General features: G+C 69.2%; 9 protein-coding genes. 5 read left to right on the top strand and 4 right to left on the bottom strand.

Annotated features, from left to right (window positions below; all coding sequences use genetic code 11):
- Window positions 1-218 precede the first annotated feature (218 nt).
- The 5 genes from O1Q03_RS36050 to hydA all read left to right on the top strand — a co-directional run bounded on the left by O1Q03_RS36050 (window position 219) and on the right by hydA (window position 7,506).
- A complete protein-coding gene (locus O1Q03_RS36050) occupies window positions 219-1,499 on the top strand; it encodes a Zn-dependent hydrolase (RefSeq protein WP_269510061.1) in 1,281 nt (426 codons plus the stop codon).
- Between the two features lie 128 nt (window positions 1,500-1,627).
- Window positions 1,628-2,965, top strand: a complete 1,338-nt coding sequence (locus tag O1Q03_RS36045; RefSeq protein WP_269510058.1) for an NAD(P)-dependent oxidoreductase — start codon at window positions 1,628-1,630, stop codon at window positions 2,963-2,965.
- Window positions 2,966-3,041: 76 nt separating this feature from the next.
- Window positions 3,042-4,349, top strand: a complete 1,308-nt coding sequence (preA, locus tag O1Q03_RS36040; RefSeq protein ID WP_269510055.1) for an NAD-dependent dihydropyrimidine dehydrogenase subunit PreA — start codon at window positions 3,042-3,044, stop codon at window positions 4,347-4,349.
- A 99-nt stretch (window positions 4,350-4,448) separates the two neighbouring features.
- Complete coding sequence (locus O1Q03_RS36035) at window positions 4,449-5,957, top strand: NCS1 family nucleobase:cation symporter-1 (RefSeq protein ID WP_269510051.1); 1,509 nt, start codon at window positions 4,449-4,451, stop codon at window positions 5,955-5,957.
- 91 nt (window positions 5,958-6,048) lie between these two features.
- The gene (gene hydA, locus O1Q03_RS36030) at window positions 6,049-7,506 is read left to right on the top strand and encodes a dihydropyrimidinase (RefSeq protein WP_269510048.1); all 1,458 of its coding nucleotides are present in this window, start codon (window positions 6,049-6,051) and stop codon (window positions 7,504-7,506) included.
- Window positions 7,507-7,539: 33 nt separating this feature from the next.
- Here hydA and O1Q03_RS36025 read toward each other — a convergent pair whose 3' ends face one another.
- The 4 genes from O1Q03_RS36025 to msrB form a co-directional block, all read right to left on the bottom strand.
- The gene (locus O1Q03_RS36025; protein ID WP_269510045.1) at window positions 7,540-8,661 is read right to left on the bottom strand and encodes an aromatic ring-hydroxylating oxygenase subunit alpha; all 1,122 of its coding nucleotides are present in this window, start codon (window positions 8,659-8,661) and stop codon (window positions 7,540-7,542) included.
- 197 nt (window positions 8,662-8,858) lie between these two features.
- Window positions 8,859-9,602 carry a peptide-methionine (S)-S-oxide reductase MsrA gene (gene msrA, locus O1Q03_RS36020; RefSeq protein WP_269510042.1) on the bottom strand — a complete coding sequence of 248 codons (744 nt, stop codon included), beginning with the start codon at window positions 9,600-9,602 and terminating at the stop codon, window positions 8,859-8,861.
- A gap of 54 nt (window positions 9,603-9,656) precedes the next feature.
- Window positions 9,657-11,576, bottom strand: coding sequence for a cytochrome c biogenesis protein DipZ (locus O1Q03_RS36015; RefSeq protein ID WP_269510039.1), 1,920 nt, complete (start codon window positions 11,574-11,576; stop codon window positions 9,657-9,659).
- A 37-nt stretch (window positions 11,577-11,613) separates the two neighbouring features.
- The coding region (msrB, locus tag O1Q03_RS36010; RefSeq protein ID WP_269510036.1) for a peptide-methionine (R)-S-oxide reductase MsrB at window positions 11,614-12,107 on the bottom strand (494 nt) is incomplete at its 5' end.

Here is a 12,107-nt window from a genome sequence, read left to right as displayed (position 1 = left end):
ACATTGCATTGCACATTTTGATCGTCTAAAACCTGTCCAATCGGACAGGATTTGACGCGTGACGGAACGGAGTGCCAATGTTTCCGCCGCTTGATCGGACGAATTGCGCGCACGATGCGCACATGCACGTTGCGTGTGCGGGTTTGCACCGACGCAAGCAATGCGCGCACCGGCATCGACCGGGATGACGACATGACGACCCCACAGGAGCGATACGAATGGACACGGTATCGGAAACAGTGAAACGGGCAGCATTCGACACGTCGATCAAGGTCGACGGCAAGCGGTTGTGGGACAGCCTGATGGAGGTCGCGAAGATCGGCGCGACGCCGAAGGGCGGTGTGTGCCGCCTCGCGCTGACCGATCTCGACAAGGCCGGGCGCGACCTGATCGTCGGCTGGGCGAAGGCCGCCGGCTGCACGGTGACGGTCGATACGATGGGCAACGTGTTCATGCGCCGCGCGGGCCGCGTGGCCGATGCGGCGCCCGTCGTCACCGGCTCGCACGCGGACTCGCAGCCGACGGGTGGCCGTTTCGACGGCATCTACGGCGTGCTGGGCGGCCTCGAGGTGATTCGCAGTCTGAACGATCGCGGCATCGAGACGGAGCACCCGATCGAGGTCGTGATCTGGACCAACGAGGAAGGGTCGCGCTTCGCGCCGGCGATGGTCGCCTCGGGCGTGTTCGCGGGCGTGTTCTCGCTCGAATACGGCCTGTCGCGCAAGGACGTCGACGGCAAGACGATCGGCGACGAACTCGCACGCATCGGCTACGCGGGCGATGTGCCGTGCGGCGGGCGCAAGCTGCACGCGGCGTTCGAGCTGCATATCGAGCAGGGGCCGATTCTCGAAGCGGAGTGCAAGACGATCGGCGTCGTGACCGACGCGCAGGGGCAGCGCTGGTACGAGATCACGTTCACCGGGCAGGAAGCGCATGCGGGCCCGACGCCGATGCCGCGCCGCCGCGATGCGCTGCTCGGCGCGTCGCGCGTGGTCGATCTCGTGAACCGGATCGGTCTCGATCACGCGCCGTTCGGCTGCGCGACGGTCGGCATGATGCAGATTCACCCGAACTCGCGCAACGTGATCCCGGGCCGCGTGTTCTTCACCGTCGATTTCCGGCATCCGGACGACGCCGTGCTAGCGCAGATGGACGCCGCGCTGCGCGACGGCGTCGCGCGCATCGCGGCCGACATCGGGCTCGAGACCGAACTCGAGCAGATTTTCTACTACGAGCCTGTCGCGTTCGATCCGGCCTGCGTGGCGGCCGTGCGCGCCGCGGCCGACCGCTTCGGCTACTCGCATCGCGACATCGTGTCGGGCGCGGGCCACGACGCGTGCTATCTGGCGCAGGTCGCGCCGACGTCGATGGTGTTCGTGCCGTGCGTGGACGGCATCAGCCACAACGAGATCGAGGACGCGACGCCTGCATGGATCGAGGCTGGCGCGAACGTGCTGCTGCACGCGATGCTGTCGCGCGCATGCGAGCCGGCTTCATGACGCATCACACGTAACGCAGCCGGAAGGCTGCCCGGCACCGGACCGTAGCATTCCTAAGAACAACCGCCCCGACTGTGCATCCGCAGCCGGCGGGACGGCTTTGTCTCCACCCAGTCGAAGGAACGTGTATGACCACCAAGCCAACCGGCGATATCGCCGCGCATCGCCTGTCGTCCACGCAACTCTCGTGCGAATTCGCCGATATCGCGCCGCTGCTCGATCCGACTGCCGCGGCGGCCGCGGCCAGCCGCTGCCACTACTGCTACGACGCGCCGTGCGTGCAGGCGTGCCCGACGCAGATCGACATCCCGAGCTTCATCCGCAAGATCGGCAACGGCAACCTGAAGGGCGCGGCGATGGACATCCTGTCCGCGAATCCGCTCGGCGGGATGTGCGCGCGCGTATGCCCGACCGAGATCCTGTGCGAAGGCGCATGCGTGCGCAATCACCAGGATGCGCAGCCGGTGGCGATCGGCGCGCTGCAGCGGCACGCGACCGACTGGGCGATGGAATCCGGCGCGGTGCGCTTCACGCGCGCACCCGATACGGGGCGGCAGGTCGCCGTGGTTGGTGCGGGGCCTGCCGGGCTTGCATGCGCGCACCGGCTCGCGCTTGCCGGCCATCGTGTCACGCTGTTCGACGCGCGGCCGAAGGCGGGCGGCTTGAACGAATACGGGATCGCCGCGTACAAGACCGTCGACGACTTTGCGCAGCGCGAAGTCGACTGGCTGCTGTCGGTCGGCGGCATCACGCTGGAGACCGGCGTCGCACTCGGCCGCGACGTGACGCTCGACGCGCTGCGCGAGCGGCATGACGCGGTGTTTCTCGCGATGGGCCTGGGCGGCGTGCGCTCGCTCGCGATCGACGGCGAGCAACTGGCCGGCGTGATGAACGCGGTCGATTTCATCGAGCAGGCGCGGCAGGCCGACGCGCTGGAGAACGTGCCGGTCGGGCGGCGCGTGGTCGTGATCGGCGGCGGCAATACCGCGATCGACGCGTCCGTGCAGAGCCGCAAGCTCGGTGCGGAGCGCGTGACGATGGTGTATCGCCGCGGCGTGGACGCGATGAGCGCGACCTGGGCCGAACGCGAGTTCGCGCAGAAATGCGGCGTCACGCTCGTCACGCATGCGAAGCCGGTGCGTATCGCGGGCGCGGACGGGCGCGTGACGGGCGTCGAATTCGAGGCGGCGTCCGGCGAGCGCTTCACCGTCGACGCGGACATGGTGCTGAAGGCGATCGGCCAGACGCTGGTGCCGGACGGCGTCGCCGCCGCGTTGCTGACGGCGGACGGCACGCGCATCGCGGTCGATGCCGACGGACGCACGGCGTTGCCCGACGTATGGGCCGGCGGCGACTGCGCGGCGACGGGTGGCATCGATCTGACGGTGCAGGCCGTGCAGGACGGCAAGCGCGCGGCCGCCGCGATCGATGCGGCGCTCGCGCAGCGCGACGCCAAGGCCGCGTGAGCGCGGCATACGCACCGCGCACGCCACGCACGCGGCACGCATCACGATAAACGTCCCCATTCTCACGGAGCCGAACATGGCCGACCTTCGCTGCACCATCGCAGGCATCACTTCGCCGAATCCGTTCTGGCTCGCGTCCGCGCCGCCGACCGACAAGGCGTACAACGTCAACCGCGCGTTCGAGGCCGGCTGGGGCGGCGTCGTGTGGAAGACGCTCGGGCTCGATCCGCACGTCGTCAACGTCAGCTCGCGCTATGGCGCAGTGCAGTGGAACGGGCAGCGGATCGCGGGGCTGAACAACATCGAGCTGATCACCGACCGTCCGCTCGACGTGAACCTGAAGGAGATCGCGCAGGTGAAGCGCGACTGGCCGGACCGCGCGCTGATCGTGTCGCTGATGGTGCCGTGCAACGAGCGCGACTGGAAGTGGATCCTGCCGCTCGTCGAGGATACGGGCGCCGATGCGGTCGAGCTGAACTTCGGCTGTCCGCACGGGATGAGCGAGCGCGGAATGGGCTCGGCCGTCGGGCAGATGCCGGAATACGTCGAGATGGTCACGCGCTGGGTCAAGGAAGGCACGAAGCTGCCGTGCCTCGTGAAGCTCACGCCGAACATCAGCGATATCCGGATGGGCTCGCGCGCCGCGTACAAGGGCGGCGCGGACGGCGTGTCGCTGATCAACACGATCAACTCGATCGTCGCGGTGGACCTCGACCAGATGGCGCCGATGCCGACGGTCGACGGCAAGGGCACGCACGGCGGCTACTGCGGCCCGGCGGTGAAGCCGATCGCGCTGAACATGGTCGCGGAGATCGCGCGCGATCCGGAAACGCCGAACCTGCCGATCTCCGGGATCGGCGGGATTTCGTCGTGGCGCGACGCGGCCGAATTCATGGTGCTGGGTGCCGGCAGCGTGCAGGTTTGCACCGCCGCGATGCATTACGGCTTCCGGATCGTGTCGGATCTCGCCGACGGCTTGTCGAACTGGATGGACGAGAAGGGCTACGCGACGCTCGACGACATCCGCGGCCGCGCGGTGCCGAACGTCACCGACTGGAAATACCTGAACCTGAAGTACGACATCAAGGCGCGCATCGACCAGGACCGCTGCATCCAGTGCGGGCTGTGCCATATCGCATGCGAGGACACGTCGCACCAGGCGATCACGGCGACGAAGGACGGCGTGCGGCACTTCGAAGTGGTCGATTCGGAATGCGTCGGGTGCAATCTTTGCATGCATGTGTGTCCGGTCGAGCAATGCATCACGATGGAGCGGGTCGACGCGGGCGACTACGCGAACTGGACCACGCATCCGAACAACCCGGCGCGCGTCGATGCGGGCGCAAGCCCCGCGCAACCGGAGAAGCACGCGAAGGCGGCCTGACCGGCGGCCGGCGGCGCGGGATGGTCCGCGCCGCTGCTTTTGTTCTGTTCGGCCGGCATCGTGCGATGCCGGCGCTGACGTTTACGTGGAGCGCCTTCAATGAAACCAGCAGCGATTCCCGCCGATGCCGACAGCGCCGCGGCGCCGGCCGGCAGCCTGTACAACGACGACCTCGCGCCGACGACGGCGGCGCAGCGCACGTGGCGGTGGTATCACTTCGCGGCGCTGTGGGTCGGGATGGTGATGAACATTGCGTCGTACATGCTCGCGGCCGGGCTGATCCAGGAAGGCATGTCGCCGTGGCAGGCGGTGCTGACCGTGTTGCTCGGCAACCTGATCGTGCTCGTGCCGATGCTGCTGATCGGCCATGCGGGCGCGAAGCACGGGATTCCGTATGCGGTGCTCGTGCGCGCGTCGTTCGGCACGCAGGGCGCGAAGCTGCCCGCGATGTTGCGCGCGATCGTCGCATGCGGCTGGTACGGGATCCAGACCTGGCTCGGCGGCAGCGCGATCTATACGCTGCTGAACATCCTGACCGGCAACGCACTGCACGGCGCCGCGCTGCCGATCGTCGGCATTTCGCTCGGGCAGCTCGCGTGCTTCCTCGTGTTCTGGGCGCTGCAGATCTACTTCATCCTGCACGGCACCGATTCGATCCGCTGGCTCGAAAGCTGGTCCGCGCCGATCAAGGTCGTGATGTGCATCGCGCTCGTGTGGTGGGCGACGTCGCACGCGGGCGGCGTCGGCTCGATGCTGTCGGCGCCGTCGCAGTTCGCGGCGGGCGGCAAGAAGGCGGGGCTCTTCTGGGCGACGTTCTGGCCGGGCCTGACCGCGATGGTCGGCTTCTGGGCGACGCTCGCGCTGAATATCCCCGACTTCACGCGCTTCGCGCATTCGCAGCGCGACCAGATCATCGGGCAGTCGATCGGGCTGCCGGTGCCGATGGCGCTGCTGTCGGTGGTGTCGGTCGTCGTGACGTCGGCCACCGTGGTGATCTACGGCAACGCGATCTGGGACCCGATCGACCTGACGAGCCGGATGACCGGCATCGGCGTCGGTATCGCGCTGGTAATCCTCACGCTCGACACGATGTGCTGCAACCTCGCGGCGAACCTGGTCGGCCCCGCGTACGACTTCTCGAGCCTGTGGCCGAAGGCAATTTCGTACCGCGCGGGCGGGATGATCACTGCGACGATCGCGATCGTGATGATGCCGTGGAAGATCCTCGCGACGACCGACGGCTACATCTTCACCTGGCTCGTCGGGTATTCGGCGCTGCTCGGGCCGGTCGCGGGGATCCTGATGGTCGACTACTTCCTGATTCGCGGCACGCGGCTCGATACGCGCGCGCTGTTCGACGAGCGCGGCGACTTCAGCTACACGCGCGGCTGGAACCCGGCCGCGCTGGTCGCGCTGGCGATCGGCGTGCTGCCGAACCTGCCCGGCTTCCTGCACACGGCATTTCCGGCATCGTTCGCGAACGTGCCGGCGTTCTTCAACACGCTTTACACGTATGCGTGGTTCGTCGGCCTCGTACTGGCGTCCGGCGTGTACGGCATCTGGATGAAGTGGCGCGGCGGACAGCGCGCGCAGATCGCGACCGCCTGATGCAGCCGATGTACCCGATGCGCCCGATGCGCGGGCACATCCGGCATCAGCGCCGCATGCGGCACCCGACAGTCAACGAGGAGGCAACCAAATGGCAATCCTGATTCGTGGCGGCACCGTGGTCGATGCAGACCGAACCTATCGTGCGGACGTCCTGTGTGCCGACCCGCAGGACGGCGGCACGATCCTGCAGATCGCCGAGAAGATCGACGCGCCGGCCGGTGCGACGGTGGTCGACGCGCACGACCAGTACGTGATGCCGGGCGGCATCGATCCGCATACGCATATGGAACTGCCGTTCATGGGCACGCGCGCGAGCGACGATTTCTATTCGGGTACGGCAGCCGGCCTGTCGGGCGGCACGACGAGCATCATCGACTTCGTGATCCCGAGCCCGAAGCAGTCGCTGATGGCCGCGTTCCACGAGTGGCGCGGCTGGGCCGAGAAGGCGGCGGCGGACTACGGCTTCCATGTGGCCGTCACGTGGTGGGACGAATCGGTGCATCGCGACATGGGCACGCTCGTGCGCGAGCACGGCGTGTCGAGCTTCAAGCACTTCATGGCGTACAAGAACGCGATCATGGCCGACGACGAGGTCCTCGTGAACAGCTTCACGCGTTCGCTGGAACTCGGCGCGCTGCCGACCGTGCACGCGGAGAACGGCGAGCTCGTGTTCCAGCTGCAAAAGGCGCTGCTCGCGCGCGGGATGACGGGGCCGGAGGCGCATCCGCTGTCGCGGCCGCCGGAGGTCGAGGGCGAGGCCGCGAACCGCGCGATTCGCATCGCCCAGGTGCTCGGCGTGCCCGTGTACATCGTGCACGTGTCGGCGAAGGATGCGGTCGACGTGATCACGCGCGCGCGCAGCGAAGGGCTGCGCGTGTTCGGCGAGGTGCTGCCGGGCCATCTGGTGGTCGACGAGGCGGTGTATCGCGACCCGGACTGGACGCGCGCGGCCGCGCACGTGATGAGCCCGCCGTTCCGCTCGGCCGAGCACCGCGAGGCACTGTGGCGCGGGCTGCAGGCGGGGCAGCTGCATACGACGGCGACCGATCACTGCGTGTTCTGCGCATCGCAGAAGGCGATGGGCCGCGAGGACTTCACGAAGATCCCGAACGGCTGCGGCGGCGTCGAGGACCGCATGTCGGTGCTGTGGCATCACGGCGTGAACCACGGCCGCATCACGCCGAACGAGTTCGTGCGGATCACGTCGACCAATGCCGCGCAGATCTTCAACCTGTATCCGCGCAAGGGGGCCGTGCAGGTCGGCGCCGACGCCGATCTGGTGGTGTGGGATCCGGCCGCGACGAAGACGATCTCGGCGAAGACCCATCGCCAGCAGGTCGACTTCAACGTGTTCGAAGGGATGACGGTGCAGGGCGTCGCGACGCACACGCTCACGCGCGGCGCGCTCGCGTGGGCCGACGGCGAGCTGCGCGCGCAGCGCGGTGCGGGCCGCTATCTGAAGCGGCCGCCTGCTGCCGGCTACTACGAGGCCGCCCGCATCGCGAACCGGCTGCGCGAGCCGCACCCGGTCGAACGCGCCGGTTGACCGGCCGCCGGGCGGGCGCGTTCGCCGCGGTGGCTAGCGAGCGTCGCCCGCGCCTGCCGGGTGGATCGGGATCACCGTGCGCGCGCCGCATTCGCGCAGCAGGTCGCGCAGTTCGTTGATGACCGGAAACACCTCGTGGTTCCAGTCGGCGCCCTGCCGGTCGTGCGCTTCCTGCTCGCGCTCGACGATCCAGCGATCCTCGCGGAAGATCCGCTCGGTGAACCAGACGAGCAGCGGCCACGCGAGATCGAGCGCGAACGGAATGCCCGGCTTGTGGATCGACAGCAGCCCGAACGTGCGGTTGGTGCGCTGCGCCGCGTCGAGCGGCACGTAGACGATCCACAGATCCATCACGAGCGTGCCTTCGCTCGAGCGGATCTGCAGCGTCTGATACGGGTAGCCGGTGCGGACCGTCATCACGCTCTTGTCGGCCTGGTCGCCGGGCTTCTTGCTCGAACCGAACACGAGTGCCTCGCCGACCGGCTGCTTGCCCTCCATCCGCGAGAACGTGTAGTCGACCTCGACCCAGTCGTCGCCGCGGCGGCGGCCGACGCTGCGCGCGCGCATCTGGCCCATCTGCTTGCGATGCAGGAACTGATGGTTCATGTCCATCAGGTTCTCGTGCATGAACGAGTAGTGGCACTTGACCTCGCGGCCGAAACGGCGAGTCTTGTATGCGGGGTTGTCCGCCGATTCGAGCGCGGGGAACGGGCGCGCGTCGGCGAGCGTCGCGTCGCCGGGGAAGACGAAGATCAGCCCGTGCGCTTCGCGGCACGGATACGCGCGCACGCCGTTGGGCAGGCGATCGCGGCCGAGATACGGGACGTCGACGCAGCGGCCGCTGTCGCACGCGTAGGTCCAGCCGTGGTAGCAGCACCGCAGCGTTTCGCCGGTGACGACGCCTGCATGCAACGGCACCTGGCGGTGCGCACAACGGTCTTCGAGCGCATACACGGCGCCGGATTCGGTGCGCACGAGCACGATCGGGTCGCCGGCGAAGTGCACGCCGAGCGTCTTGCCGCGCTTGAGTTCGCGCGACCACGCGAGCGGATACCAGTGATCGGGGTGGATGGGCACGCGGCGCAGGTCGCGCACGACCGTGCCGGTGGACGGTTGTTCAAGGGTGCCGCTGTCAGACAAAGGCACTGCGCGCATGCGTACGCCTCCTGGCTGGACTGGGTTTCGAGCGCCGCGGGACGCGGCGCGAATCTCAAGCAGTCTACGCGAAGTTGGCACGCGAAGCTGGTGCGATGCGGGTTTGCCCGGTCGGCGCGGCGCGGGTTTCCGTGATGCAGCGCAAACCAGGGCGGCGGCGCGCGGTGTTCGCGCCGCGCCGCACGCTCGGCACTCCGTCACATCCGCGCGTCGCGCCACAGCACCGCATCGGCGCGGTACAGCGCCGGGAAGTGCTGCTTCAGTCCTGCGACCTTCGGCAGGTCGTTGAACGCGATGTACGGCGCGTCGGGATGCAGTTCGAGGTAGTTCTGGTGATACGCCTCGGCCGGATAGAAGCCCTTGTACGCTTCGACGCGCGTGACGACGGGCGCCGCGAATGCGTGTGCGGCGCCGAGCTGCGCGATGTACGCGGTCGCGACGGCGCGCTGCTGCGCCGTGGTCGGAAAGATCGCCGACCGGTATTGCGTGCCGTCGTCGGGGCCTTGCCGGTTGAGCTCGGTCGGGTCGTGCGCGACCGAGAAGAACACCTGCAGCAGCCGGCCGTACGTGATCTGCGTCGGGTCGTACACGATGCGTACCGATTCCGCATGGCCCGTGAGTCCGGTGCCCACCAGCGCGTAGTGCGCGGTTTCGGCGGCGCCGCCCGCGTAGCCGGCCGTGACCTGCTTCACGCCCTTCACGTGCTCGAACACGCCCTGCACGCCCCAGAAGCAGCCGCCAGCCAGCACCGCCGTTTCCTCGTGCGCCGCGCCCGGGGTTTCGTCGAGCGTCGGCGCGGGCACCGCATGCATCGGTTCCGCGGAACTGACCACGCGCTGGTAGCCGAACACGGCCGCGGCCGCGACGGCAATCGCGCCGATGCGGCGCAGCACGACGGCCCGCCGCCGAGGCGGGCAGTCGCGAATGGATGTCGGGATCATTGTTTGCTCCTCAGGAATACGGGACGGAAGATGGTGATCAGGCGGCGCGCGTGCTCAACCGAACGTGAACGCATACGCATCGACACCGGGATCGAGAAACTCGATCGAGAACGTGCGATCGGCGATCGCGCCGGTCTGCCGGACGAGCTGGTACAGACGCTGCCCCGTGACGGTGCCGTACCCCTGCGCGTCGACGTCGGTGCCGTGGGCGGCGCCGGGCGCCGCGCCGTCGAGCGTCACGCGAAAGCGCACCGGCTTGCCGTTCGCGCCCGGGCCGAGCACGAGGTGCAGGTCGCGCGCGTGGAAGCGGTAGACGATCTTTCCGGCCGGCGCGGCGAGCGTCGCGCGCTCGGCGCCCACCTGCCACGCGCCGGCGAGGCCCCAGTCGTTCAGCTCGGGGTGCGCGGGCGCGTCGTAGCGGTGCGTCGCGTCGCGCACGACGCCGCCCGGCGACGTGAAGTCTTCGGCGCGCGCATAGCCGACGTAGGTTTCTGGCGAGCGCACGTCCGCGCTGTCGGCTGCCGCGAGCGCGCCCTTCGCCGGCGCGCCGGCGACGCCCAGCGGCACGTTCAGCGCGTCGGGGTGGCCGGCTTCCGCGAGCAGCGACTGGATCGCGCGTTCCGACTGCGCGTATTCGCCTTCGCCGAAGTGGTGATGGCGGATCCGCCCTTGCGCGTCGATGAAGTAGTGCGCGGGCCAGTATTCGTTGCCGAATGCGCGCCAGATCGCATAGCGGTTGTCGATCGCGACCGGGTAGTCGATGCCGAGGTCGTGCACGGCCTTCTTCACGTTGCCGAGGTCGCGCTCGAACGCGAACTCCGGCGCGTGCACGCCGATCGCGACGAGCCCGTACGGCGCATATTTGCGCGCCCAGGCGGTCGTGTACGGCAGCGTGCGCAGGCAGTTGATGCACGAGTACGTCCAGAAATCGACGAGCACGACCTTGCCGCGCAGGCCGGCCGCCGTCAGCGGCGGCGAATTCAGCCACTGCACGGCGCCGTCGAGCGACGGCAGCGTGCCTTCGACGGGCAACGCGGCCGGTGCATGCGCCGCGGGTGTCGTGTCGGCCGCGCGCATCATCGCGCTGCCGGCCATCGCGCCGCCTGCGGCCGGTGCGTCGTTGGACGTTGCGGCCATCATCGCGCCGTTCGCTGCGGCGCCGCTGGCGCTGGGGCTGCCCGTGCTGCCGGTGCTGCCGGCGTTGCTGGTATTGCCGGCCGCAGCCATTGCCGCCGGCGTGCCGTTCGAGTGGCCGCCGAGCCGATCGACGAGCTTCGTCTCCAGCCCGCCGGTCGTGACCGTCGACAACTGTGCCAGCGCACCCGTATCGAGGCCGAGCGCGATCGCCGCGACGCCGGCCAGCAGCGCCGCGCCGATTCCGCGCCGGATCCATTCGCCGGCGCCGAGCGAGCGCTTCATCGCGGCGAACACCTTGCCGCCGATCAGGAGCGCGATGCCGAGCGACGTCGCCGCGCCGGCCGCATACGCGACGAGCAGCACCGTCGTGCCGACGCTCGCGCCGCGCAGCGCGGCGCCGGTCAGCACGAGTCCCAGGATCGGGCCGGCGCACGGCGCCCACAGCAGGCCGGTGGCGACACCGAGCAGCAGCGACGACACGGGGCCGGCCGCGCGGCCGTCGCGCTGCGCGAAGCCGGTGAGCCGGTTGCCTGCCGCGACGAGCGGGCGCGTCAGGTGGTCGGCCACGCGCGGCAGCAGCAGCGTCAGGCCGAACACCGCGAGCAGCGCGATGGCGAGCCAGCGGCCGGCCTGGTTGGCCTGCGCGACCCAGCCGCCGCCGATGGCGGCGAGCGTGGCGACGACGGTGAACGTGAGCGCCATGCCGACGAGCAGCGGCAGTCCGGTACGCACGAACGGCTGGTCGGCGCGCGCGAACACGAACGGCAGCACGGGCAGGATGCACGGGCTCAGGATCGTGAGCACGCCGCCGAGATAGGCGAGGACGATGAGCAGCATGGAGCGGTCTCCGGTCGTTCAGGAAGGCGGCCGCCGCTCAGGCGGCGGCCGGGTGGAACACGAGCGCGAGCCCGTTCATGCAGTAGCGCAGCCCGGTGGGCGGCGGGCCGTCGTCGAACACGTGGCCGAGATGGCCGCCGCAGCGGCGGCAGTGCACTTCGGTGCGGGCCATCCCGAACGACGTATCGACTTCGGTCGCGACCGCGTGGTCGAGCGGTTTCCAGAAGCTCGGCCAGCCGGTATGGCTGTCGAACTTGGTGCCCGACGAGAACAGCGCGAGGCCGCAGCCGGCGCACGCGAACGTGCCGTGGCGGTGCTCGTCGTTCAGCGGGCTGCTGTACGGCGGCTCGGTGCCGGCGTCGCGCAGTATCGTGTATTGGGCAGGCGTCAGGCGGCGACGCCATTCGGCGTCGCTGTAGGTCACTTCGAATGGGGCGCCCGTGCGCTGGGCGGCCGTTCGCGGGGCGGCCGTTCGCGGGGTCGCGGGTTCGGCGCCGGCGGCGGGCGGCGCGGCGAACGCGCGGCCGACCA

Origin of the sequence: Burkholderia sp. IMCC1007, assembly GCF_027257875.1 — a bacterium.
GTDB lineage: Bacteria > Pseudomonadota > Gammaproteobacteria > Burkholderiales > Burkholderiaceae > Burkholderia.
Note: the sequence above shows the minus strand (reverse complement) of the source record. Positions and strands in the feature narration are given on the sequence as shown.

Coding starts and splice junctions, on each gene's coding strand:
- preA (WP_269510055.1), top strand. CDS start 3,042: ATGGCCGACCTTCGCTGCACCATCGCAGGCATCACTTCGCCGAATCCG.
- O1Q03_RS36045 (WP_269510058.1), top strand. CDS start 1,628: ATGACCACCAAGCCAACCGGCGATATCGCCGCGCATCGCCTGTCGTCC.
- O1Q03_RS36015 (WP_269510039.1), bottom strand. CDS start 11,576: ATGCTGCTCATCGTCCTCGCCTATCTCGGCGGCGTGCTCACGATCCTG.
- O1Q03_RS36035 (WP_269510051.1), top strand. CDS start 4,449: ATGAAACCAGCAGCGATTCCCGCCGATGCCGACAGCGCCGCGGCGCCG.
- O1Q03_RS36050 (WP_269510061.1), top strand. CDS start 219: ATGGACACGGTATCGGAAACAGTGAAACGGGCAGCATTCGACACGTCG.
- msrA (WP_269510042.1), bottom strand. CDS start 9,602: ATGATCCCGACATCCATTCGCGACTGCCCGCCTCGGCGGCGGGCCGTC.
- hydA (WP_269510048.1), top strand. CDS start 6,049: ATGGCAATCCTGATTCGTGGCGGCACCGTGGTCGATGCAGACCGAACC.
- O1Q03_RS36025 (WP_269510045.1), bottom strand. CDS start 8,661: ATGCGCGCAGTGCCTTTGTCTGACAGCGGCACCCTTGAACAACCGTCC.